Origin of the sequence: Sphingomonas sp. ATCC 31555 (assembly GCF_000282895.1) — a bacterium.
In the GTDB taxonomy this organism is placed as follows: Bacteria; Pseudomonadota; Alphaproteobacteria; order Sphingomonadales; family Sphingomonadaceae; genus Sphingomonas.
Genome location: NZ_ALBQ01000006.1, coordinates 16,325 through 39,467, shown reverse-complemented (window position 1 = coordinate 39,467; position 23,143 = coordinate 16,325). Strand labels below are relative to the sequence as shown.

The following is a 23,143-nucleotide window of genomic DNA, read 5'->3' as shown; positions in this document are numbered from 1 at the left end:
CTTCTCGCGTCAGGCCGGTTTCCGTTCACCGGCGATGGTGGGCAACAATTCGGATACGGTCGGATGAATATGGACTGCATGGGCAAGGTCGCTGGCCGTGCCGTCCTTAACCATCAGGTCGAGCACCCCGTGGATCGCCTCGTCGCCGCTGGTGCCGAGGATTGCACCACCCAGGATGCGGCCGGTATCGGCATCGGTCACCAGTTTCATGAAGCCCAGCGTCTCGTCCTTCTCCACCGCGCGGCCGACGCGCGTCATCGGCCGATGGCCAACCTGGATCGCATGTCCTGCCTTCTTCGCTTCCACCTCGCCCATGCCGACGCGGCCGAGCGGGGGATCAATGTAGAGCGCATAGGCAGGGATGCGATCGGTTACCTTGCGATCGGCGCCGTCCAGCAGGTTGTCGGCGACAATCTCGAAATCGTTATAGGCGGTATGGGTGAACGCGCCGCGCCCATTGCAATCGCCAAGCGCCCAGACGCCAGGCACGCTGGTGGACAGCCGGTCGTCGACCTTCACATATCCTCGCTCGTCGGTCTCCACGCCCGCCGCCGCCAGCCCAAGATCGTCGGTATTCGGTTGCCGACCGACGGCCAGCAACACATGACTGCCCAACACGTCGGGGCTGCCCTCCTGACAATCGACGCCTATCCGCACCTCCTCGCCTGCGCGCTCGAAGCGGATGCATTCGGCTTCGGTGCGCACCACGATCCCCTCGCGCTCCAGGATGTCGCGCACTGCATCGGAGATCTCGGGGTCTTCCCGGCCAATCAGCTTCGGCCCCTTCTCGACGATCGTCACCTCGGCGCCGAAGCGGCGAAACATCTGGCCGAACTCCAACCCGATATAGCTGCCGCCCACCACGACCAGATGGCGCGGCACCGCATCCAGCTTCAGGATCGTGCTGTTGGTGAGGAACGGGACGTCCGCCACGCCGGGCATGTCCGGCACCAACGCACGCCCGCCCACGTTCAGGAAGATGCGTTCGGCTTCCAGCAGATCGTCGCCCACGCGCACCCGCTGCGGCGATTCAAAGCGCGCGTGACCGAAGAACAACGTGCAGTTCGCCATGGTGTCGATCCAGCGTCGCAGCGAGGCGCGCGAATCCGCAGCGATCTGGTCTGCCCGCGCCCGCACCTTGGCAAAGTCGATGCCGATCTCGCCGTTGATCGTCACGCCGAAGTCCGCCGCGCGGCGGGCCATATGCGCGGCATAGGCGCTCGCGACCCAAGTCTTGGTGGGCTTGCACCCCGTGTTCACGCACGTGCCGCCCAGCAGTCGCCGCTCCACCAGCGCTACCGTCATGCCCGCTTCGCTCAGCCGCCCCGCAAGCGGCGTCCCTGCTTGACCCGCGCCCAGGATGATGGCGTCGAACCGCCGGGTCACAACGATGCCGCCAGAAACGCGGCGACGGCGATCGCCGCCAGATCCTCGATCAGTGCGGCGGGCAGATCGGCACCGAAGGCTCGGCACAGACCCATGCGCGCCGCATAGCCCCCGATCGTCCCAATGCCGGCACCCACCACGCCCACCGCCAGGCACAGCGGCAGCGATCCCGCCGCCAGCCCGATCGCCGCGCCGCACAGCGCACCCGAAACCAGCCGCGCGATAAAGCCTGGCGGCGACTTGCGGCTGGGCGTGCTCGGGCGCTTGTCGGCGATGAACTCGCCGATCGCCAGGACCAGGAAGATCCACGGCGTTCCCCACCAGCCGAGCCAGGCGAGCCAGCTGCCCTGCAGCGGCAACCAGCCCGCGGCGGCAGCGAAAGCAATGGCGGTCGGCGCGGTCATCGTGCGCAGCCCGGCGACACCGCCGAACAATAGCGCGAGGATCAGGGGCGGCATCGGCAGGTCTCCCATCTGCGCGCGGGAGCGAACGCCTTCCAGCATCCGCCCGACTGAACATGGATACAATACGGTGTGTCTGCCGCCAACGAAACGAACCGCTACGGGTTGCAACGCGCCACCGATTGGATGATCAGGCTGCCCCAACCGAGCCCATAGGAGAACCGGCCTCATGAAGACGCGCGCCGCCGTCGCCTTTGAAGCGAAAAAGCCGCTGGAAATCGTCGAACTCGACCTGGAAGGGCCGAAAGCGGGCGAAGTGCTGGTCGAGATCATGGCCACCGGCCTGTGTCATACCGATGCCTACACGCTGGACGGCCTCGATTCGGAAGGCCTGTTCCCCTCGGTGCTCGGCCATGAAGGCGCCGGCATCGTCCGCGAGGTGGGCGCCGGCGTCACCAGCGTGCAGCCCGGCGACCATGTCATCCCGCTCTACACGCCCGAATGCCGCCAGTGTAAGTCTTGCCTGTCGGGCAAGACCAATCTGTGCACCGCGATCCGCGCCACCCAGGGCAAGGGCCTGATGCCGGACGGCACCACGCGGTTCAGCTACAAGGGGCAGCCGATCTTCCATTACATGGGCTGCTCGACCTTCTCGAACTTCACCGTGCTGCCCGAGATCGCGGTGGCGAAGATCCGCGAGGACGCGCCGTTCCAGACCAGCTGCTATATCGGCTGCGGCGTCACCACCGGCGTCGGCGCGGTGGTCAACACCGCCAAGGTGCAGGTGGGCGAGACCGTCGTGGTGTTCGGCCTGGGCGGCATCGGCCTCAACGTCATCCAGGGTGCGCGCCTCGCGGGCGCGGGCCAGATCATCGGCATCGACGTCAATCCGGACCGTGAGGCATGGGGCCGCAAGTTCGGCATGACTCACTTTCTCAACACCAAGGGCATGTCGCGCGAGGCGATCGTCGCCAAGGTGGTCGAGCTGACCGACGGCGGCGCCGACTATAGCTTCGATGCGACCGGCAATACCGAGGTGATGCGCACCGCGCTCGAATGCTGCCATCGCGGCTGGGGCGAATCGATCATCATCGGCGTGGCCGAGGCGGGCAAGGAGATCAGCACCCGCCCGTTCCAGCTGGTCACCGGCCGCGTCTGGAAGGGCACCGCGTTCGGCGGCGCCAAGGGCCGGACCGATGTGCCGAAGATCGTCGACTGGTACATGAACGGCAAGATCGCCATCGACCCGATGATCACCCATGTGTTGACGCTGGAAGAGATCAACAAGGGGTTCGACCTGATGCATGCGGGCGAGAGCATCCGCAGCGTCGTCGTCTACTGAGCGAAAAAGGAGAGGAAGCGATGTTCAGTCACGTGATGCTCGGCGCCAACGATATCGAAGCGTCCAAAGCTTTCTACGACGCGGCGCTCGGCGCGCTCGGGATTGCCCCCGGGCGGATGGATCCGAAGGGCCGCGTGCTCTATATGCACGAAGGCGGGCTGTTCATGCTCACCAAGCCGCTGAACGGCGAGCCCGCCTGCTGCGCCAATGGAGGCACGCTAGGCTTCAAGGCGGCGACCACCGAAGCGGCAGACGCCTGGCACAAGGCCGGCGCGGCGCATGGCGGCACGCCGGTCGAGAGCCCGCCGGGCTGGCGCGAGGGCACGTTCGGCAAGCTCTACCTCGCTTATCTGCGCGATCCAGCCGGCAACAAGATTTGCGCGCTGCATCGTCCGGCGGCGTGATGGAAACGCTGTCGACCAATCGGGCCTGTGGTGGCGTGCAGGGCGTGTATCGCCACGATTCCGGCGCCACCGGAACCCCGATGACCTTCTCCGTCTATGTGCCGCCGCATGCCGAGGGCGCGGCATTGCCCGTGCTCCTGTATCTTTCGGGCCTTACCTGCACCCATGCAAACGTCACCGAAAAGGGCGAATATCGTCGCGCCTGCGCCGAGGCGGGGGTGATCTTCGTAGCGCCGGATACGTCTCCCCGCGGCGATGGTGTGCCGGATGTGCCGGACTATGATTTCGGCCAGGGCGCCGGTTTCTATGTCGATGCGACCCAGGCGCCCTGGGCGCCGCACTTCCGGATGCGCAGCTATATCGAACAGGAACTGCCCGCGCTGATCGCCGCCCAGTTCCCGATGGCCGACCTGAGCCGCCAAGGCATCACGGGCCATTCGATGGGCGGGCACGGCGCACTCACTATTGCCCTGCGCAACCCGGAGCGCTTCCGCAGCGTCTCCGCCTTCGCGCCGATCGTAGCGCCGGGGCAAGTGCCGTGGGGCCACAAGGCGCTGGGCGGCTATCTCGGTGACGATGCCGCGGCTTGGCGCGCACACGATGCCGTGGCGCTCATCGAAGACGGCGCACGCCTGCCCGAACTGCTGGTCGACCAGGGCGAGGCAGACAATTTCCTTGCCGAACAGCTCCGCCCGGAGCTGCTGGCCGACGCCTGCGCCGCCGCCGGCATTCCGCTGACGCTGAGGCGGCAGCCGGGCTATGACCATAGCTATTATTTCGTCTCGACCTTCCTTGCCGAGCATGTCGCCTGGCATGCCGCGCGGCTCAGGGCGTGATAGACGGATAGAAGAGAGGCGCGGCTTCCGGCCGCGCCGTCACCACTCGGGGGGAGTTTTCGGGCGTGAAATTCAGATCGATGTTCGCCGTCGCCGCCGCTCCGCTGGCGCTGCTGTTCAGCCCGCTTGCCTGGGGGCAGGCGGCGCCCGCGGCTCCGGCTCCGGCAGTTCAGAGCCGCCCGGCCGATCCGGCCCTGTGGGTGGTCCAGGATGCCGATACGACCATCTATCTCTTCGGCACGATTCATGTGCTGAAGCCCGGCCTCAGCTGGTTCGATTCGGCGGTGAAGACCGCCTTCGACAAGAGCGACGACGTGGTGCTGGAACTGGTGGAACCCGATCCCGCCACCATGCAGGGGCTGGTGGCCAAGCTTGCCATGGCGCCGGCCGGTGCCAAGCCGATCGCCGAACAACTGCCGGAAGGCAAGCGTGCGGGCTATGTGAATGCCATGGCCGATCTCGGCATCCCGCCGAACGCGTTCGACGTGCTGCAGCCCTGGCTGGCGGGCATCACGCTCAGTGTCACAGGTCTCCCGAGGCTAGGCTATGATCCTGCCAGCGGTGCGGAGAAGATCCTCGCCAATGCCGCCAAGGTCGCAAACAAGCCGGTCACCGGTCTGGAAACCGCCGAGCAGCAACTCGGCTATTTCGCCGCCATGCCGAACGACCTGCAGATCGCCTTCCTTGCCTCGGTCGTCGATGATTATCCGAAGCTCGGCGAAGAGCTGGGCAAGATGGTCGATCAATGGGGTTCCGGCGACCCGGATGCGCTGGGCGTGACCATCAACGAAGGCATGCGCGACATCCCCGAACTGGCAAGGATCCTGCTCACCGAGCGCAATGCCCGCTGGGCGAAATGGATCACGGCACGGCTCCAAAAGCCCGGAACGGTGTTCTTGGCGGTGGGCGCCGGCCATCTTGCTGGTGCCGACAGTGTTCAGGCGTTCCTGGCGAAGGATAAAGTGAGAGCGGAGCGTATCCGCTACTGACGATCCCGGTGGGGCGCGTTTTGCAACAACGATGCGGCGCCCCGCCGCATCTTCACACGGAGCAGACCGCATGGCATCCAATCCCCGTCCCCTGATCGGCCTTCTCGCGGGCGTCACCGCAGGCCTGGTCGCCTCTGCCGCGATGGCGGCCTTCCAGGCCCAGGCCGGCAAGCTGCTGCCCAAAGAAGACCAGAGCGACGAGGATCCCGCGACGGTGAAGGCGGCTGACGCTGTCGTCGAGGCGACCACCGGCGAAAAGGTGCCGGAATCCTATCGGCAGGCGTCCGGTCAGGCGGTGCATTATCTCGTCGGCGGCGTGCTGGGCGGCATTTATGGGCTGATCACCGAATATCGCCCGCAGGCGAGTTCGGGTTTCGGCAGCGCTTATGGCGTCGTCACCTCCGCGCTGCTCGACGAAGGCGCCGTGCCGGCGCTCGGCCTTGGCAGCGGCCCCACCGAGACTCCCGCTTCGATCCATGCCTATGGTGCCGCATCCCACCTCGTCTATGGCTGGGTGCTGGAAGGCGTGCGCCGGATCATCGCCGGCACCCGCTAAACCTACCTCCCCCGCCTTCCGAGAGAAATTTCCGCGGAGGCGGGAGCCATCAGGGTTGCCAGATCGGCACTCGCCGCAAACGCGCAGGCACAGGAATGCCCGCCTCGGCAGGGAAGACGATGAAATGGGAAAACATTCTCCCCGCTCGTTCCACCCTAATCGCCTTGCACGAACCCCCACTTGCTATACCCTCGGCGGTTGCGGACGAGACCGGGCAGATCCGGCGCGCGCCGCGACCCGCAATAGCAGGGGAGGATAACACTCCATGACGATCGTCTATTTCGCTATCGTGTGCGGCCTGGTTGCCGTAGCTTATGGTTTCATCACCAGCCAGCAGGTGCTGCGCGCGCCCGCCGGCAATGCCAAGATGCAGGATATCGCTGCCGCGATCCAGGAAGGCGCCAAAGCCTATCTCGGCCGGCAATATCAAACCATCGCCGTGGTCGGCGTGGTCGTTGCCATCGTGCTGTTCTTCACGCTCGGCCCAATCCCTACCGTCGGCTTTCTGATCGGCGCGATCCTGTCCGGCGTGGCCGGCTTCGTCGGGATGAACATCTCGGTGCGCGCCAACGTCCGCACGGCGGAGGCGGCGCGGGGCAGCCTGCAGGGTGGACTCACCCTTGCCTTCCGCTCTGGCGCGATCACCGGCATGCTTGTGGCGGGTCTCGGCCTGCTCTCGATCGCTGCGCTGTTCTGGTATTTGGTGGATGTTGCGCAGCACGCTCCAAACGATCGTCTCGTCGTGCTTACCCTTTCCACGCTCGCCTTCGGCGCCTCGCTGATCTCGATCTTCGCCCGGCTGGGCGGCGGCATCTTTACCAAGGCGGCCGATGTCGGCGCCGATCTGGTCGGCAAGGTGGAAGCCGGGATTCCGGAGGATGACCCTCGCAACCCCGCCGTGATTGCAGACAATGTCGGCGACAATGTCGGGGACTGCGCGGGCATGGCCGCCGATTTGTTCGAAACCTATGTCGTTACGCTCGGCCTCACCATGGTGACGATCGCGCTGTTGATGCGCGGCGTCGATACGGTGCTGCTCACCCGGCTGATGGCGCTGCCGCTGCTGGTGGGCGGCGTGTGCATCATCACCTCGATCCTCGGCACCTATATGGTGCGCCTGGGCTCCAACCAGTCGATTATGGGCGCTCTCTACAAGGGTTTCTGGACCACTGTGATCCTGTCGGTGCCGGCGATCTACGGCGCCACCTATTATGTGCTCGGCGGCGACATGCAGGCCGCGATCAGCACACTGGGCGAGCCCGCCGCGCTGCTCGACAACGGCGCGCTTTCGGCCGACGCGGTGGCCGCCGCCGCGGCGATGCCGACGGTCACCGGCATGGGGCTGTTCTGGTGCATGATGATCGGGCTGGCGGTCACCGGCCTGCTGGTGTGGATCACCGAATATTACACCGGCACCAATTTCCGTCCCGTCAGGTCGATCGCCAAGGCCTCGGTGACCGGGCACGGTACCAACGTGATCCAGGGCCTCGCGATCAGCCTCGAATCGACCGCGTTGCCGACGCTGGTGATCGTCGTCGCGGTGATCGCGACCTATCAGATCGCGGGTATCCTCGGCGTAGCCTTCGCGGCAACCTCGCTGCTGGCGCTGGCCGGCATGGTGGTCGCGCTCGACGCCTATGGCCCGGTGACCGACAATGCCGGCGGCATCGCCGAGATGGCCGGGCTGGAAGACGAGGTCCGCCACAAGACCGACGCGCTCGACGCGGTGGGCAACACCACCAAGGCGGTAACCAAGGGCTATGCGATCGGCTCGGCGGCCCTCGCCGCGCTGGTGCTGTTCGGCGCCTACACCACCGACCTCGACCATTATCGCGACGCGCTGGGGCTGACCGGGCCGGTCAACTTCTCGCTCTCCAACCCCTACATTATTGTCGGGCTGCTGCTCGGCGCGCTGCTCCCCTATCTGTTCGGCGCGTTCGGCATGACCGCGGTCGGCCGCGCCGCCGGATCGGTGGTGGAGGATGTCCGCGCGCAGTTCCGCGACAATCCGGGCATCATGGCGGGCACCAGCCGGCCCAATTACGCCCGCACGGTCGACATCGTCACCAAGGCTGCGATCCGAGAGATGATCGTGCCCTCGCTGCTGCCGGTGCTGAGCCCGATCCTCGTCTATTTCCTGATCGCCGCGGTGGCGGGCAAGGAACAGGGCTTCGCCACGGTGGGCGCGATGCTGCTCGGCGTGATCGTCTCCGGGCTTTTCGTCGCCATCTCGATGACCAGCGGCGGCGGTGCCTGGGACAATGCGAAAAAGTACATTGAAGACGGCAACTATGGCGGCAAGGGCAGCGATGCCCATAAGGCCGCGGTGACCGGTGACACGGTGGGCGACCCCTACAAGGACACCGCCGGCCCGGCGGTGAACCCGATGATCAAGATCACCAACATCGTCGCGCTTTTGCTGCTCGCAGCGCTGGCCGGCGGCGGCACGCACTGACCTGAAATCCCCCTCCCGCTTGCGGGAGGGGCTAGGGGAGGATGTGTAAGGTTCGCGGGCGACACCGTCGCGACAAGAACCTCCACGTCGCACCATCCCCTTCCCCTCCCGCAGGCGGGGAGATTTGTGCCTACCTTGCCTTCCCGCGCCCATCTCCCCACATCCCACACGAAGACGCACGCCCATCCCGCGCCGCCTTCCCTTTTTCCTTCCAGCGCTGTAAGGGCGACGCACTTTTACGCGCGCTAATCCCTGAGAGGCATTTTTTGGCCAAAGAAGAACTGCTTGAAATGCGTGGACAGGTTGTGGAGCTTCTCCCCAACGCCATGTTCCGCGTCCGGCTCGAGAACGACCATGAGATTCTCGGCCACACCGCCGGCAAGATGCGCAAGAACCGCATCCGCGTGCTGGTGGGCGACGAGGTGCTCGTCGAGCTGACGCCCTACGACCTGACCAAGGGCCGCATCACCTATCGCTTCAAGTAAGCAGGTGCCGCCGATGCGGCTCGTGCTCGCTTCCACCTCGCCGCGACGGCTCGATCTGCTCACCCGGATCGGCGCCGCGCCCGATCGCATCGCTGCGCCCGATGTGGACGAGGATGTCCGCCCCGGCGAGCTGCCGCGACCCTATGTGCTGCGCGTCGCGACCGCCAAGGCGCATGCGGTCGACCGTGCTCCGGACGAGATCGTCCTCGCCGGCGACACCACCATCGCCGTCGGTCGCCGCATCCTCGGCAAGCCCACCGATGAGGCCGATCTGCGCCGCATGCTGGCGCTGCTCTCGGGCCGCCGCCACCACTGCCTCTCCGCCATTTGCGTGATCGGCACGGACGGAAAGGCGCGCACCCGCGTCTCCGACACCGTCGTCGCCTTCAAGCGCCTCAGCGACGCCGATATCGATTGGTACGTCGCCAGCGGCGAAGGCATGGGCAAGGCGGGCGGCTATGCCATCCAGGGCAAGGCCGAAGCGTTCGTGCGCTTCCTCTCCGGCAGCCATTCGGGCGTGGTCGGCCTTCCGGTATTCGAGGCCCGCGCGCTGCTGGCCGCCGCCGGCTATCACCTTGGCTGAGTGGCTGTACGAGGCGGGGATCGGCGAGAACCGCGCCGCCCTCGTTTCGCGCGGGGTGATTTGGAAGGCGCGGATCGAACTGGCCGACACCGCCGTTCGGGTCGGCGCGATCTGCGCAGCGCGACTTGCCGACAAATCGACCGGCAAGGTGACGCTCGACCAAGGCGGCGAGGCGCTGTGCGACCCGCTGCCCAAGGGCGCTACGCAAGGCGCGCCGCTGTGCGTGAAGATCGTCCGCGAGGCGATCCCCGAACCCGGCCGCGCCAAGCTCCCCAAGGCCGTTCCCGCGCCCGCTGAGGCACCGCTGGCCGACGGCCCGGACCTGCTCGCCCGCATCGCCGCCAGCGCCCATCCGGTGCGCATGCTCCGCGCTCACGAAGCCGATGTGCTGGAAGAGGCCGGCTGGTCGGAAGTGCTCGACGAAGCCTATACAGGCGAGATTGCCTTCCCCGGTGGCGCGCTGCGCATGTCGCCCACCCCCGCCATGACTCTGTTCGATGTCGACGGCTCGGGCCCGCTCGAAGCGCTCTCGATCGCCGCCGCCCACGCCGTCGCCCGCGCGATCGAGCGATTCGGCATCGGCGGCTCGATCGGTATCGACTTCCCCACACTGAGCAGCAAGGGCGCGCGCAACGCCGTGGCGGAGGCGATCGACGCCGCGCTCCCCCAGCCCTTCGAGCGCACCGCGGTGAACGGCTTCGGCTTCCTCCAGATCGTCCGCCGCCGCACCCGCCCCTCGCTGCCCGAGCTGCTCCACGCCGATCCGGTGGGCGCGGCGACGCGCGCCGAGCTGCGCCGGCTGGAACGCCTTCCCCCGCCTGTGCCCGCTACCCATATGGTGGATAGCCGAATCGCCCGCCGCCTGGCGCGCGAGCCCGACTGGACCGACAGCCTCGCCCGCCGCATGGGCGGCACGGTCCAGTTCGTGACCCCCAAGGAGTGACCCGCATGCCCCGCGACGCCTGCCCGATCTGCGGCAAGCCCGGCACCGCCGACTTCAAGCCCTTCTGCAGCCGCGGCTGCAAGGATCGCGACCTGCTGCAATGGCTGGGCGAGGGCTATCGCGTACCCGGCGAGCCCGCCAATCCAAATGCGCATTCAGGGCTAGACAGCCCCGATTCGCGCGACTAAGAGGCGCGCTCCCCGGCGGTTCCGCCGGTGTGCCCGGGTAGCTCAGTTGGTAGAGCATGCGACTGAAAATCGCAGTGTCGGCGGTTCGACTCCGTCCCCGGGCACCACTTCTTCTCAAACATATCGTTTTCGCCTGATCGACGGCGCTTGGCTTCGCCATTGATGGCCTTGCCGCATCCACCCGGTAACAAGCGTTGTTCGCGCGTCTCAAACGGGATAGGCCGGCTCCGTCGCCGCCGCCGCGTGGCGCGCCACAGTCCTAGGATGCGTATATGATCTTGCGTACCATCAGCGTCCTTTTGGTTGCGAGTGCCATGCTGGCGGGTACCGCGCACGCAGTCTCGCAGCGGCAAACCGATGCGGGCAAAAAGGCGTGCGTGCAGGAGGCACGGCGATTGTGTCCCGCCGAGATGAAATCGCTGAGCCGCAAGAAAGTGGAAGCTTGCATGATCGCGAAAATCGATCAGACCTCGACCATATGTCACGCCGCAATGCTTCGCATCAAGGCGCAGCGCGAGGCTTCGCCTAAGCGCTGACGCCGCCGCTGCCGTAGAGCGCCCGGTTCTCTGCGCGGATACGCACCGTCAGCATCGCCGCATTCAGTACCGTAAACAGCAGCGCGACCCAAATGAGGCCGAAGGTCAGCGGCAGCACGGCAATCTCCGCGGTGACCACCATGTAATTGGGATGGCGCACGAAGCGGAAAGGCCCGCGCCGCACCAGCGGCGCATCGCGGGTAACGATGATGCGCGTGGTCCAGCGCGGCCCCAGCGTGGCTAATACCCATACGCGCATCAATTGCAGCACCGCGAAGACGGCAAGGAACGGTAGAGAGATGGGACGATCGCCGACGGTGAACCACAGTACCGCTAGCCAGGCAGTGTGCAGTGCAACCATCACGGGATAATGTTCGCCGCCCACCTCATGCGCGCCGTCGGCGAGGAGCCGCGCAGTGTTGCGCCGTGCGATTACCAGCTCGCTCAATCGCTGCAGCGTGACGAAGGCCATAATGGCATAAGCCGCGCTCATGCCGCGCAGCGCAGTGTTAGCGAGGAGGCGGTGAAGCCCGGCCCCAGCGCGCTGATCACCGAGAGCTTGGGCAAGCCCGCGCGCCGATACCGGTCCAGCACGAACAGCACGGTGGGCGCGGACATGTTGCCATGGTCCCGTAGAACCTCTCGCTCGGTCAGCAGCGCGCCCTGGTTGAGCGCAAGGGCGCTTTCGATGGCGTCCACCACCTTTGCGCCGCCTGGATGGCAGATGAACTGGTCGACATCCTCCATTGCGATCCCCTGTGGCGCGAGCATTTCCTGCATCGCCTTACGCATCTCCCGCCTGGCGAAGGCGGGAATGGCTCGGTTCAGCACGACACCAAGGCCCGTTGGCTCCGCTCGCCATCCCATGATGTCAAGCGTATCGCTCCAGGTCTTTTCGGCGCTGCCGGTGATCTGGACGAAGCCGTCCACGCCACTACGGAGCACGCACGCCGCAGCGCCATCGCCGAACAGGGCGGTGGAGACGAGGTCGGCCTTGTCCGCCCGATCTGTGCGCAGCGCCAAGCTGCAGAGCTCCACCGTGACGAACAGCACCGTCGAGCCGGGCGTGGCGCGCGCCAGCTTGCTCGCAAGGCCCAGTCCGGTAGCGCCGCCGGCACATCCGAGCCCGAATACGGGCACTCGCGCAACGTCGTTCCGGAACGCTATCCGCGTCATCGCCCGTGCTTCGAGGCTGGGCGTGGCGATGCCGGTCGAGGAGATGGTGACGATCGTATCGATCTGCCCCGCCATGATGCCGGCTTCGTCGATCGCCCTCACCGCCACCGCCACCCAGAGGTCCAGCGCGACCTCCAGATAGGCGTCGGTTCGTTCGAGGAAGCTGCGCGGGCTGCGATACCAGTCGACCGGCTTGGCCAGCTGGCGCGTCTGGATCCCGGCATTGGCATAGACTGCGGCGAGCCGCTCGAAATCGCTGAACTGGTCGCCGATCAGGTCGCGGGCGGTGGCCAGCGCCTCGCTCTGCGTCAGGATGTGGTTGGGGGTTTCAGTGGTAAGAGAGAGGATGGACACCGGCTGCATGAAGGCTACCGCCTGACTTACCGGCGGACCGGTGGAAAAGGTTCAGTCGCGCAACGAATTTGCCAACAGCGAGTTCCTTGTCTGCGCTATGACTGCGGCTCCGCAGGGGGACTCGGTGAGGAAACGTTCGGTTGATGCGGCCTTCCCCATGCTAAGCCAAAGCAGCCGCACAGGCTATCGCCAATGGGCCGGTTTCATCCTGATGTGCCTGGGCATGTTCATGGCGATCCTCGACATCCAGATCGTTGCGACGTCGCTGCCCACCATTCAAGCGGCCCTTGGCATCGCAACCGATCGAATGGTGTGGGTGCAGACCGCCTATCTCACCGCCGAGATCGTAGCGATTCCGCTGACGGGCTTTCTCACCGCGCGCATGGGCATGCGTTGGCTGTTCGTCGCCGCAATCAGCCTGTTCACGCTTGCGTCGGTCGGCTGCGCAGCGAGCGACAGCTTTGCCGCGCTCATCGCTTGGCGCATCGTTCAAGGATCTGCTGGCGGAACGCTGATTCCGGCGGTGTTCGCCGCGGTATTCCTGCTGTTTCCACCGCGCAGTCAGGCGCTCGCCACGACGATCGCAGGTGTCGCGGCGGTGCTGGCGCCGACGATCGGGCCGATCGTCGGCGGCTGGATTACTCAATCCTTCTCTTGGCACTGGCTGTTCCGGGTGAACATCCTCCCCGGCATCATTGCGGGGGTAGGTGCAGTTGTCTGCCTGCGCGGCGCCGCTCTCGGACGCCGGGAAAGCCGCCCGATCGACCTTGTCGCGCTCGGCCTGCTCGCCACTGCGCTGGTTGCGCTTCAGATCGGCCTCAAGGATGCGCCGACGCTGGGCTGGACGGCGCCGCGCGTGCTGGGGCTGCTTGCCCTCGCCGCTGCCGGCGCGATTGGATTCACTTGGCGCACGCTGGTATCGCGCGCGCCGCTGGTGGAACTGCGCTGCTTCGTCGACCGCAACTTCACGATCGGTTGCCTGCTGAGCTTCGTGCTCGGCTTTGGACTGTTCGGCTCCACCTATCTGATGCCCTTCTTCCTGGGCCTGGTGCGCGAGCATGGGCCTCTGCGTATCGGCGAGATCATGCTGGTGACGGGCTGCACCCAGCTGCTGACTGCGCCGATCGCGGTCTATGCCGAGCGCCGGATGGATCCTCGTCTGTTGACCGGCTTTGGCTTCGTGTTGTTTGCGATCGGCCTGCTGCTCAGCACCCGGCAGACCGGGCAGACCGATTTCGCGGCAATGATCGTGCCGCAGATCGTGCGCGGCGCAGCGATCATGTTCTGCCTGTTGCCGCCAACCCGCATGGCACTGGGCCGCTTGCCCGATCGGCTGGTTGCCGACGGTAGCGGACTGTTCAACCTCATGCGCAATCTGGGCGGCGCAGTTGGGCTGGCGCTGATCGACACCACGATCTTCAGCCGCGCGACGACTGCGGGTACAGAGATTGCAAACAGGCTGCGCGCGGGCGACGTGGCGACGGCGGTGCGGATCGGCATCCCGCGCGACGCCTTTCTCGAACAACGCGGTCAACCGCTCGATGATTTCGCGACCGAGATGGTGCGGCCATTGGTGGAGAGGGCCGCGTTGGTGCCGGCGGTCAACACCGCTTGGCTGCTATGCGGCCTCCTGACGATAGCGGCGGTAGCCATGCTCTTCTGGGTTCGCCTTGCGCCGATCGGCGACGACGCGTGATCTTCCAGCCGCCCCCTGCCGGAAGGTCGTCACGACCGTTGAGCCCCCGCCGCACTCCCAACCTTTGCGCGTGCCAGCGACGCTGAACTCGTTGGGCCGAAGACGGGATAGGTTGGCGCGGGCACGTACCGCCCGCCCGCTTCAATGCCCTCAGAACGGCGCGTCGATATCCACTACGTCGATCAGCTTGTGGTTCACGAATTCCCGAACTCCCAGGCCGAGCAGTTCGCGCCCATAGCCCGAGCGGCGAATGCCGCCGAACGGCAGGTCGGCCTTCACCATCGCCGGATGGTTCACGAACACCATGCCCGTCTCGATACGCCGGGCGACTGCCTTGCCCCGTTCGATATCGCTGGTGAACACCGATCCTCCCAGGCCGAAAGGCGAATCATTGGCGATGCGGATCGCATCCTCTTCGTCGCGGGCGCGAAACAGCATCGAGACCGGACCAAAAAACTCCCAGTGGCGGGCGGGATTGTCGTCGCTCACGTCGGTTAAGATCACCGGCTGCACGAAGGCGCCCTGGTTGGGCACGTCCGGGCCCACCGGCGTGGCGGTGGCCCCATGCGCCACTGCCTTGTCGACCATTGCCCGCACATCGTCCGCCGCCTTTTGCGAGGATAATGGCGCCAGTGTCGTCTCCGGATCAAGCGGATCGCCCATGCGCAGCGCCGCCACGCCCGCGCGGTAGCGCAGCAGGAAGCTGTCGTAGATCTCGTCGGCGACGATCATCCGCTTGGAGGAGACGCACACCTGGCCGGCGTTCCAGTGCCGGCCGAACACCGCCCAGCGTACGGTCTTCTCGATATCGGCGTCCTTCAGAACGACGAAGGCATCCGCCCCGCCCAGTTCCATCGTCGATTTCTTGAGCGCTTTGCCCGCAATCGCCGCCACCTGCGCCCCGGCTGCTTCCGATCCGGTAAGCGCCACGCCGTGCACGCGCGGATCGGCAAGGATCAGTTCCACCTGCGCATGCGCGGCATAGAGGTTGATGAAGGCGCCCTCGGGCAGCCCCGCCGCGCACATCAGCGCCTCGAACGCCGCCGCGCATTGCGGCACGTTCGCCGCGTGCTTCAGCAGGATCGTGTTGCCGGCGGAGAGCTGCGGCGCGATGATCCGGGCGATCTGATAATAGGGGAAATTCCACGGCTCGATGGCGAGCAGCACACCCAGCGGATCGCACACCAGCACCGCCTGTCCCTCGGCCGGATCGGCCACCGGCAGCGGCTCCGGGGCGAGCAGCCGCTCGGCATGCTCGGCATAATAGTCGAAGATCGCGGCAGAGAGTTCGACTTCCGCGCGCGCTTCGCCGATCAGCTTGCCCATTTCCAGCGTGAGCAACGGGGCATAGTGGTCCACGTCGCGCCGCAGGATGGCCGCCGCCGCCCGCATCACCTGCGCCCGCTCGACAAAGCCGGTGCTTCGCCAGTCGAGGAACGCCCGATGCGCGCGATCGATCGCGCCGCGGACCTCGTCATCGGTCGCCGTGGGGAAGGTCTTCAGCGTTTCGCCGGTATAGGGATTGATGGTCGCGAAAGACATGCCGGGCTCCATGCTCGTGCCGTACTTGGGCGGCAGGGGAAGGGTTCCGGCATGTCTTGCGCCTAGCGGTGGGACGGCTGAATTGGGGCTAATACGGACCCTGCCTCATTCCTCGTCCGGATAGGGACCCTTACCGCCCTCGCGAATGAATTGATCGGTCCGCTGGTCGATCACCGTCAGCGGCACCGATCCCAGCTGCAACATGGCATCGTGCCACGCGCGGATGTTGAAGCGTGCACCCAGCGCCTTTTCAGCCCGCGCCCGCGCCTCCAGGAACGCCAGCTCGCCCATATAGTAGCTCAGCGCCTGCCCCGGCCAGGCGATGTAGCGATCCACCTCTGTCTCGATCTCGTGGTTGCTGAGCGCGGTGTTGTCGCGCAGGAATTGCTGCGCGCGCTCGCGGCTCCAGCCCAGCGCGTGGATGCCGGTATCCACTACCAGGCGAGATGCCCGCCACATCTGGTAGCTCAGCATTCCGAAACGGTCATAGGGCGTTTCGTACATCCCCATCTCGACGCCCAGTTTCTCCGAATAGAGCGCCCAACCCTCGCCATAGGCGGAGAGATAGGTTTCCCGCCGGAACGCAGGCAGATCCTTGTTCTCATTGGCCAGCGGCATCTGGAAGGCGTGGCCCGGCGCGCTCTCGTGCAAGGTCAGTGCGGTCAGCTGGTAATTGGCCCGCGATTTCAGATCATAAGTGTTGACCAGATAGATGCCCGGCCCGCCCCGGCCGCTGGTGTAGAAGGGCGCGAGATCGGCCGGCACCGGCTTGATCGCAAAGCGACTGCGCGGCAGCCGGCCGAAATACTGGCTGGCCTTGGCATCGAAGCCCTTGGCGATCCAGGCGGCGCGTTCTAGCAGTTCCTGCGGCGTCTTCGGATAGAAGCGCGGATCGGTGCGCAGGAAAGTGAGAAAGGCGGGCAGGTCGCCGTCGAACTTCACCTCCCGCATCACCTCCAGCATCTCGGCGCGGATCTTCGCCACCTCGCGCACGCCGATCGCATGGACCTGCTCGGCGGTCATGTCGCGCGTCACATATTCGCGGATTTTGGAGCGGTAATAGGCCTGGCCGTCGGGCAGTTCGGTCGCCGCCAGCGCTTTGCGCGCACCAGGCATATATTCGGTGCGCAGGAATTGCAGGAGCTTGGCGTGCGCCGGGATCACCGCTTCGCGCACTGCCGCCAAACCTTCCCGGCGCAGCGATTCCTGCAAGGCCGCCGGGATCGCCGACGGAAACTGACGGAACGGCGCGACGAACAGATTCTCCTCCGCCGGCGCCTCCACCCCCTGCGCCACGCCTACGTCGCGCCCTGCCAGCGTGATCTGCGGCGGAGTGAAGCCGCGTCGCAGCCCGGCGCGCATATTGGCGATGTTCTGGTCGAAGAAGCGCGGCACCTCGCGCAACGTTTTCAGATAGGCGCGGTAATCGGCCTCGCGCACGAACCGCCCGCGGGCCGCTTCGGCCACGTCGCTCCAGAAGCTGGTGTCCGACGTGAGCGGCTTTTCATAGTCGCGGAAACGCTGTTCGGCGAGCAGCGCATCGATCTGGCCCTTATAGACGAGGTAGTCGATCCGCGCTTTGGGCGACAGCTTCGCCGGGTCGATCGCGGCGAGTTGGCGCGCCGTCTGCGTCCAGCGGGCGAGCCGCGCCGCCTGGGCGGCAGGTCCAACATCGGGCAGGCCGCCGGCGGGGCCATTGGGCGTGTCTTCTCCCGGCCCCTGCTGCTGGCGGCGCCAGGCATATTCGGCAGTCGTGATCGCCTTCAGTCGCGCATCGGCGGAGACCGGCCTTCGCGCGGGCGGCGTGTTCGCAGCGGCAGGAGCGGCGAGCGCCAACAGGATCAAGGGCAGCAGGGGCTTGGCGTTCATCGATACGGGCTCGCTCGCGGGAGGAGAGATTGAGGACAGGGCGATAAGGCTACGCGGAGGTCCGCGGGGTGAACAGCACCACGCCGAACACCGGGCCGGCAGTGTTGCGATCGTGCGGCACAAAGCGCACGCGCATCGCTTTCTTGCCCTTGGTCAGCACCTCCGGCAGCGGATATTCGACATCGAAGAACTTTCCCGGCCGATCCTTTTCGCCCAGATGCTGGGTGGCGATCTTCACATCGTCTACCAGAATGTCGAAATCGCGGTCGCGCTCGCCGCCCCAATAGGTCGCCTGCAGCACCAGCGGCCCCTCGCGCGTCTTCATCGTGAAGTCGAACCAGCCGCCCGATCGCGCATCGCGGCCTTGCCGCCCCCGATAGGCGACGGGGAAGGAAGCGCCCCCTGTGCGCAGATCATGATCGCGTTCCGGCTGCATTTCGCCAAGATGCATCACGTCCACCGCGCGCGCCTGCACCTCTCTCAGCCGCGCCTGTTCGGCGAAATAGGCGGCCTGTTCGGCCCGCCATTCGCCTTCGCCGAAGCGCTTGAAATACACTGCGCTGCGCCGGTCATATTGGCGATAGAACGGCACGAACCGTAGATCGCCGGGGCGCACCACGCCCGCCGTGCGATAGGTTGCGGGTTCGGCATCGACGCGGAATCCGGCGAGCAGGTCCTGCCCCACCATCGCCGGATCGGCGCCTTCCCACGGATCCGAAGCTGCCCCCAGATCGCCCGCCATCACCAACGGCCCGCGCAGCACCGCCACGACCGAAGCGTCGCCCGGCGTCGCTTCCAGGCGCGGCTCCATCGGCAGCGTGATCGCCAGCGCATCGCCTGCCTTCCATGCCCGCTCGACGATCGCATAGCCCTTGTCGAACGCTGCGCCCGCGGGTTTGCCGTTCACCGTCACCACCGCCCGGCCCCTCGCCCAGCCCGGCACCCGCAGCGCGAGGGCGAAGCGCCCCGGCCGCGCGAGCGCTGCCATCGTCACCGTCGCAGTGCCGCCGATCGGGTAGCTGGTATCCAGCACCAGCCGCGCGCCGCGCGCCTTCCACGTCACCTCGGCCGGAACGTAGAGGTTGACAAGGAACATCCCCTCGCCTTCCCAGAACGCCGCTTCGCCGTGCTTGGCGTGGATTTCCATGCCGGAGCCGATACAGCACCAGAACTCCTCCTCGTCAGGCTGCGCGAACTTCCGGGGCACGCCGGTCATCAGCGGCGTCATGTAGGTGAAGGCGCCGGTCTTCGGGTGTTGTGCTGCCATCACATGGTTGAGGTGCGCGCGCTCGTAGAAGTCGAACAACGCGGCATCCGGCGCCCAGGCGAACAGATGGCTGGTCAGCTTGAGCATGTTATAGGTGTTGCAATGCTCGCACGTCTGGTCGGTAATGTGCAGCGCGATGCTGTCCGGCGCGGCGAAATATTCGCGATCGGCATTGCCGCCGATCACATAGCTGTGATGCTGCGTCACCCGCTCCCAAAAGAAGCGTGCCGCCGCCGCATCTCCCACATCACCAGTCAGTTCATGGATGCGCGCAAGGCCGATTAGCTTGGGCACCTGGGTGTTGGCGTGGACGTTGGCGAGCTTATCCTCGCCGGCCTTCAGCGGATCGAGCACCCGGTTGTCGTAGAGCCGCTTGGCAATCGCCATCCAGCGCGGATCGCGGGTGCGGGCATAGAGCTCGGCAAAGCTTTCGTTCAGCCCGCCATATTCGCAGCCCAGCACCTGCTGCATCCGTTCGTCGTCGAGCGCCGCGAACACGCGCTCGAAATAGCCGGCAAGGCCCAGCGTCACCTGCAGCGCCTGAGGGCTATCCCAACCGGCATGGACGTCGAGCAGCCCGGCGAACAGCTTGTGCACCGTATAGAGCGGCGACCACGAACCGTTGAGATCGAACCCGGTGGACTTGATCTCGCCACGCATAATCTCGCGGAAGATCGTCTCGCCGTCCACGATCTTGCCGTCGGCGCCCCTCCGGCCCAGCGCACCGACATAGCCGGTGCCGCGCTTCGCCTGCGCCGCGGCGAGTTCCGCGACGATATAGTCTGCTCGGCGCCGCATCTCGGGATCGCCGGTCTGCTGCCAGGTGAGCACCAACGCAGTAAGATAATGGCCCAGCGTATGGCCGGCGATCTTATCGCTTTCCCACCCGCCATAAATCGGCGCCTTGGGCGTCATCCCGGCATATTTGTGAAAGTTGTGGAGCAGCCGATCCGGGCTCAGCAACAACAGGTAACGATGATTGGCCGCGACCGCATTGGCATAGTCCGATGGGCGCAAGCGCAACGCCGGCAGCGGCAGCGGCGCCAGCTTGGTCGGCAATCGAGCCGTTCGGGCGGCTTGGGCGAGCCCGACCCGCGGGCTTGCGGCCAACAGCGCGCCACCGGCGGTGGCTAGTAATTCCCGTCTCGTACCGCGCATCACACATCCCCATGCTATCGTATACGATTACGAACGCCTGCCCGGTGGGTCAACGGATTTTCCGCCATTTATATACCGTATAATATCCTTGACCCTGGATCGATCGCATGATCTAAATCTGTATGTCTTCCTTTCGTGCAAGCTTCTTAGCAGCGGCAGCCCTGACGGGTGCCACCCTGTCTGCGTCCGGCGTATCGGCGGTACAGAAGGCGGCGGCCACGCTACCGCCGGTGCATACGACGCAGTTCCGGATCGGGAGCTTCGCGCTGGCACTGCGCAGCGACACTCAAACGCTGGCGCGGCTCTCGCCGCTCGCCGAGCCCGCCTTCGATTTCGTACCGGGCAATCGGGAAGCGGAGCGACAGGGCGATGGCTATGCGCATGTTGGCGATATCGATGTGCGGCTGCGCACCGCGGGCGGGCGCTGGCAGGATTACGCGTCCTGGCATGCGCGCCGCCCGATCCGCCTGCTCGCCTCCGGCGGGCCGGTATTCGCGGCAGCGGATATCAGTGCAAGCATGGGGCCAGGCTTTCCGCTACGCATCGAACGGCGTTGGCTGAATGTCGGCGGCGTGCCGGTGCTTCGCTTCCGGCTGATCAACGCCAGCGACAAGCCCGTCGAAATCGGCGGGCTCGGTCTGCCGATGGTGTTCGACAACATCCTGCGCGATCGCACGTTGGAAACCGCCCACGCCCAGGCGAGCTTTGTCGATCCCTATATCGGCCGCGATGCCGGCTATCTTCAAGTCACCCGCCTGAACGGCAAGGGCCCGGCGCTGCTGGTGCTCCCCGATGGCCGCACCCCGCTGGAAGCCTATGCGCCACTCAAGACGCCGAAAGAGGCCGGCGCAAATGCGATCATGACCGACAAGAGCCCGCGCAGCCAGGTTTCCGAAGGCTTTTACGACTGGACCATCGCCTCCAAGGGCTTCGCCGAACAGGAATGGCGCAGCGCCGGCGAACAGTGGAACGTGCCGTCCAGCTTCACGCTGGCTCCAGGCGAAACGTGCGCCATCGGCGTGCGTCTGGTGCAAGCACCGTCGATCCGTGGCATCCAGCCGACGCTCGTTGCGCAGGGCCGCCCGGTCGCGCTCGGCGTACCCGGCTATGTCGTGCCGAACGACGTCGAAGCTTCGCTTTTTCTCCGCTACCGGCAGCCGGTCGCCCGAGTCGACGTGGCGCCCGTCGGCGCGATGACGGTAGCGGCGGCAGGCAACTTGAATGGCTGGCGACGCTATGCGGTGCGCGGGCGCGGCTGGGGCCGTGCGCGGGTTACCATCACCTATACCGACGGCACCGCGCAGACCGTCAGCTATTTCGTCACCAAGCCGCTCGAACAGATCATGGCCGATCTGGGCCACTTCACAACGACGAAACAATGGTTCGACGATGCGCAGGACCCGTTCCGCCGCGCGCCCGCAATCCTCAGCTACGACCGCGAAACTGACCGGATCGTCACCCAGGAGCCGCGCGTCTGGATCGCGGGCATGAGCGACGAAGGAGGTGCTGGCGGCTGGATTGCCGCGGTAATGAAGCAGCTCGACAATCCCGATGCGGGCGAGATCGCCAAGTTGGAAACGGTGATCGACAAGACGATCCTCGGCAAGCTCCAGGTCGCCGATGGCGAACACGCTGGCGCAGTGAAGAAGAGCCTGTTCTACTATGATCCGGCCGGCTTCCCCGGGGCCTACGATGCGGCGTCCGATTGGTCGAGCTGGACCAGCTGGCCGAAGAAGGAGGCGGACGATCTCGGCCGCTCGTTCAACTATCCGCATGTCGCGCTCGGCTATTGGGTGCTGTACCGCCTGGCGCGCAACCATCCGGGCCTGGTGACGCATCACGACTGGCGCTGGTATCTCGATCATGCCCGCAGGACGATCGTCGCGATGATGCGCGATGCGCCCTATTACACTCAGTTCGGGCAGATGGAAGGTAATGTTTTCGTCAACATCCTCGACGATCTGAAGCGCGAAGGGCTGACCCGGGATGCCGCTCAAGTCGAAAGCTTGATGAAGGGTCGCGCCGATCACTGGAAGGGCCTTGCCTATCCCTTTGGCAGCGAAATGGCGTGGGATTCGACCGGGCAGCCCGAAGTCTATGCCTGGATGCGCTATTTCGGCCATCCGAAGCAGGCAGCAGAGACGGTGGAGGTGATCCTCGGCTATGATCCGCTGATCCCGCACTGGGGCTATAACGGCAATGCCCGGCGCTATTGGGATTTCCTGTACGGCGGCAAATATCCGCGCATCGAGCGGCAGATCCACCATTATGGGTCGACCAACAACGCGCTGCCGCTCTTCGAGGCGTTCCGCGCCGACCCGAAAGACCTGCACCTGCTGCGCGTGGCGTATGGCGGGCTGATGGGCGGCATCACCAATATCGATCGCGATGGCTTCGGATCGGCGGCGTTCCATGCCTGGCCCGATCGGATGGCATGGGATCCGTATAGCGGCGATTATGGCTCGGGTTACTTCGCCCATGCCTATGCCGCCGCCACCTATCTGGTCCGCGATCCGGAGTTCGGCTGGCTAGGCTATGGCGGCAATATCCGCGTCGCCTCCGATGCTGTGACGATCCAGCCGCGAGATGGCGCGCGCAGCCGGCTGTTCGTCGCTCCGGCGGGCCTGTGGATCACGCTGGAAGCCGGCAAGATCGCCTCCGCGCGCTTTCAGCCGTCCACCGGCATCGTGACGCTCACGCTAGACCCGCAAACCGCAACGACGCCGCGCGCGCTGGTCCGGGTGGACAGGACGGTCGGCGAGCCTAGCTACTTCGTCCAGGGGGGCACCCCGGAACGTGGCGGAACGGCGGTGCCGCTTACGTCGACGCCGCAGGAAATCCGTCTCGCGCCCGCCAGCGGACAAGGGGTTCGCCCCGCGTGAAGATTTCAGGAAATCTACTTAGCAACGCCGCGCGCGATTCGTATCGGTCCACTATCGATCGAATGGCGTTCGCCGCAGAAAACCACGACTTGCCA

20 protein-coding genes and 1 tRNA gene are annotated in these 23,143 nt (G+C 65.9%); 14 read left to right on the top strand and 7 right to left on the bottom strand.

The genetic code is table 11. The features are described from left to right. Window positions 1–9: 9 nt before the first annotated feature. On the bottom strand, window positions 10–1,386 hold the full coding sequence (locus B215_RS0103155) for an FAD-containing oxidoreductase (RefSeq protein ID WP_019368179.1): 1,377 nt from the start codon (window positions 1,384–1,386) through the stop codon (window positions 10–12). Then, window positions 1,383–1,844, bottom strand: a complete 462-nt coding sequence (locus B215_RS0103150) for a membrane protein (RefSeq protein WP_026008890.1) — start codon at window positions 1,842–1,844, stop codon at window positions 1,383–1,385. Before B215_RS0103150 ends, B215_RS0103155 begins: the two co-directional genes overlap by 4 nt. Before the next feature lie 172 nt (window positions 1,845–2,016). Between B215_RS0103150 and B215_RS0103145 the strand changes: the two genes are divergently transcribed. The 12 genes from B215_RS0103145 (at window position 2,017) to B215_RS0103090 (ending at window position 11,104) form a co-directional block, all read left to right on the top strand. After that, the gene (locus tag B215_RS0103145) at window positions 2,017–3,129 is read left to right on the top strand and encodes an S-(hydroxymethyl)glutathione dehydrogenase/class III alcohol dehydrogenase (RefSeq protein ID WP_019368177.1); all 1,113 of its coding nucleotides are present in this window, start codon (window positions 2,017–2,019) and stop codon (window positions 3,127–3,129) included. Window positions 3,130–3,149: 20 nt separating this feature from the next. Then, window positions 3,150–3,533: a VOC family protein gene (locus tag B215_RS0103140; protein ID WP_026008889.1), complete on the top strand. Its 384-nt coding sequence runs from the start codon at window positions 3,150–3,152 to the stop codon at window positions 3,531–3,533. After that, window positions 3,533–4,369 (top strand): S-formylglutathione hydrolase, encoded by an 837-nt coding sequence (gene fghA / locus B215_RS0103135; protein ID WP_019368175.1) that lies wholly within the window; start codon window positions 3,533–3,535, stop codon window positions 4,367–4,369. The genes B215_RS0103140 and fghA overlap by 1 nt, the downstream gene beginning before the upstream one ends. Window positions 4,370–4,449: 80 nt before the next feature. Next, window positions 4,450–5,358 (top strand): TraB/GumN family protein, encoded by a 909-nt coding sequence (locus B215_RS0103130; protein ID WP_019368174.1) that lies wholly within the window; start codon window positions 4,450–4,452, stop codon window positions 5,356–5,358. Window positions 5,359–5,428: 70 nt separating this feature from the next. After that, window positions 5,429–5,914 (top strand): DUF1440 domain-containing protein, encoded by a 486-nt coding sequence (locus B215_RS0103125; protein ID WP_019368173.1) that lies wholly within the window; start codon window positions 5,429–5,431, stop codon window positions 5,912–5,914. A 265-nt stretch (window positions 5,915–6,179) separates the two neighbouring features. Further along, window positions 6,180–8,369 carry a sodium-translocating pyrophosphatase gene (locus B215_RS0103120; RefSeq protein WP_019368172.1) on the top strand — a complete coding sequence of 730 codons (2,190 nt, stop codon included), beginning with the start codon at window positions 6,180–6,182 and terminating at the stop codon, window positions 8,367–8,369. A gap of 266 nt (window positions 8,370–8,635) precedes the next feature. After that, on the top strand, window positions 8,636–8,854 hold the full coding sequence (gene infA, locus B215_RS0103115) for a translation initiation factor IF-1 (protein ID WP_003049127.1): 219 nt from the start codon (window positions 8,636–8,638) through the stop codon (window positions 8,852–8,854). Window positions 8,855–8,867: 13 nt separating this feature from the next. Beyond that, the gene (locus B215_RS0103110) at window positions 8,868–9,437 is read left to right on the top strand and encodes a Maf family protein (protein ID WP_019368171.1); all 570 of its coding nucleotides are present in this window, start codon (window positions 8,868–8,870) and stop codon (window positions 9,435–9,437) included. Then, window positions 9,430–10,380 (top strand): ribonuclease E/G, encoded by a 951-nt coding sequence (locus B215_RS0103105; protein ID WP_019368170.1) that lies wholly within the window; start codon window positions 9,430–9,432, stop codon window positions 10,378–10,380. Before B215_RS0103110 ends, B215_RS0103105 begins: the two co-directional genes overlap by 8 nt. 5 nt (window positions 10,381–10,385) lie before the next feature. After that, window positions 10,386–10,568: a DNA gyrase inhibitor YacG gene (locus B215_RS0103100; RefSeq protein WP_019368169.1), complete on the top strand. Its 183-nt coding sequence runs from the start codon at window positions 10,386–10,388 to the stop codon at window positions 10,566–10,568. Window positions 10,569–10,599: 31 nt separating this feature from the next. After that, a tRNA-Phe gene (locus B215_RS0103095) sits at window positions 10,600–10,675 on the top strand. A 165-nt stretch (window positions 10,676–10,840) separates the two neighbouring features. Further along, window positions 10,841–11,104, top strand: a complete 264-nt coding sequence (locus tag B215_RS0103090) for a hypothetical protein (protein WP_019368168.1) — start codon at window positions 10,841–10,843, stop codon at window positions 11,102–11,104. On the opposite strand, the gene B215_RS0103085 is transcribed toward B215_RS0103090, so the two are convergent. Together B215_RS0103085 and B215_RS0103080 are read right to left on the bottom strand one after the other, a co-directional pair. Continuing rightward, window positions 11,094–11,597 carry an isoprenylcysteine carboxyl methyltransferase family protein gene (locus tag B215_RS0103085; protein WP_019368167.1) on the bottom strand — a complete coding sequence of 168 codons (504 nt, stop codon included), beginning with the start codon at window positions 11,595–11,597 and terminating at the stop codon, window positions 11,094–11,096. The two genes, B215_RS0103090 and B215_RS0103085, sit on opposite strands and share 11 nt — an antisense overlap. Next, window positions 11,594–12,643 carry a type III polyketide synthase gene (locus B215_RS0103080; protein WP_019368166.1) on the bottom strand — a complete coding sequence of 350 codons (1,050 nt, stop codon included), beginning with the start codon at window positions 12,641–12,643 and terminating at the stop codon, window positions 11,594–11,596. Before B215_RS0103080 ends, B215_RS0103085 begins: the two co-directional genes overlap by 4 nt. A 148-nt stretch (window positions 12,644–12,791) precedes the next feature. On the opposite strand from B215_RS0103080, the gene B215_RS0103075 reads away from it, so the two are divergent. Then, a complete protein-coding gene (locus tag B215_RS0103075) occupies window positions 12,792–14,330 on the top strand; it encodes a DHA2 family efflux MFS transporter permease subunit (RefSeq protein ID WP_019368165.1) in 1,539 nt (512 codons plus the stop codon). 150 nt (window positions 14,331–14,480) lie between these two features. Here B215_RS0103075 and B215_RS0103070 read toward each other — a convergent pair whose 3' ends face one another. From B215_RS0103070 to B215_RS0103060, 3 genes are all read right to left on the bottom strand, one after another. Next, a complete protein-coding gene (locus tag B215_RS0103070; RefSeq protein WP_026008888.1) occupies window positions 14,481–15,872 on the bottom strand; it encodes an NAD-dependent succinate-semialdehyde dehydrogenase in 1,392 nt (463 codons plus the stop codon). A gap of 105 nt (window positions 15,873–15,977) precedes the next feature. Further along, entirely contained in the window at window positions 15,978–17,741 is a 1,764-nt protein-coding gene (locus B215_RS0103065; RefSeq protein ID WP_019368163.1) for a DUF885 domain-containing protein, read from the bottom strand. A 49-nt stretch (window positions 17,742–17,790) separates the two neighbouring features. Next, the gene (locus B215_RS0103060; protein WP_026008887.1) at window positions 17,791–20,166 is read right to left on the bottom strand and encodes a beta-L-arabinofuranosidase domain-containing protein; all 2,376 of its coding nucleotides are present in this window, start codon (window positions 20,164–20,166) and stop codon (window positions 17,791–17,793) included. A gap of 122 nt (window positions 20,167–20,288) precedes the next feature. Between B215_RS0103060 and B215_RS0103055 the strand changes: the two genes are divergently transcribed. Beyond that, complete coding sequence (locus B215_RS0103055; protein ID WP_019368161.1) at window positions 20,289–23,048, top strand: DUF5695 domain-containing protein; 2,760 nt, start codon at window positions 20,289–20,291, stop codon at window positions 23,046–23,048. Window positions 23,049–23,143 lie beyond the last annotated feature (95 nt).

Coding starts and splice junctions, on each gene's coding strand:
- B215_RS0103145 (WP_019368177.1), top strand. CDS start 2,017: ATGAAGACGCGCGCCGCCGTCGCCTTTGAAGCGAAAAAGCCGCTGGAA.
- B215_RS0103065 (WP_019368163.1), bottom strand. CDS start 17,741: ATGAACGCCAAGCCCCTGCTGCCCTTGATCCTGTTGGCGCTCGCCGCT.
- B215_RS0103120 (WP_019368172.1), top strand. CDS start 6,180: ATGACGATCGTCTATTTCGCTATCGTGTGCGGCCTGGTTGCCGTAGCT.
- B215_RS0103085 (WP_019368167.1), bottom strand. CDS start 11,597: ATGAGCGCGGCTTATGCCATTATGGCCTTCGTCACGCTGCAGCGATTG.
- B215_RS0103080 (WP_019368166.1), bottom strand. CDS start 12,643: ATGCAGCCGGTGTCCATCCTCTCTCTTACCACTGAAACCCCCAACCAC.
- B215_RS0103100 (WP_019368169.1), top strand. CDS start 10,386: ATGCCCCGCGACGCCTGCCCGATCTGCGGCAAGCCCGGCACCGCCGAC.
- B215_RS0103110 (WP_019368171.1), top strand. CDS start 8,868: ATGCGGCTCGTGCTCGCTTCCACCTCGCCGCGACGGCTCGATCTGCTC.
- fghA (WP_019368175.1), top strand. CDS start 3,533: ATGGAAACGCTGTCGACCAATCGGGCCTGTGGTGGCGTGCAGGGCGTG.
- B215_RS0103090 (WP_019368168.1), top strand. CDS start 10,841: ATGATCTTGCGTACCATCAGCGTCCTTTTGGTTGCGAGTGCCATGCTG.
- B215_RS0103055 (WP_019368161.1), top strand. CDS start 20,289: ATGTCTTCCTTTCGTGCAAGCTTCTTAGCAGCGGCAGCCCTGACGGGT.
- B215_RS0103075 (WP_019368165.1), top strand. CDS start 12,792: ATGCTAAGCCAAAGCAGCCGCACAGGCTATCGCCAATGGGCCGGTTTC.
- B215_RS0103150 (WP_026008890.1), bottom strand. CDS start 1,844: ATGCCGCCCCTGATCCTCGCGCTATTGTTCGGCGGTGTCGCCGGGCTG.
- B215_RS0103130 (WP_019368174.1), top strand. CDS start 4,450: ATGTTCGCCGTCGCCGCCGCTCCGCTGGCGCTGCTGTTCAGCCCGCTT.
- B215_RS0103140 (WP_026008889.1), top strand. CDS start 3,150: ATGTTCAGTCACGTGATGCTCGGCGCCAACGATATCGAAGCGTCCAAA.
- B215_RS0103060 (WP_026008887.1), bottom strand. CDS start 20,166: ATGCGCGGTACGAGACGGGAATTACTAGCCACCGCCGGTGGCGCGCTG.
- B215_RS0103070 (WP_026008888.1), bottom strand. CDS start 15,872: ATGTCTTTCGCGACCATCAATCCCTATACCGGCGAAACGCTGAAGACC.
- B215_RS0103125 (WP_019368173.1), top strand. CDS start 5,429: ATGGCATCCAATCCCCGTCCCCTGATCGGCCTTCTCGCGGGCGTCACC.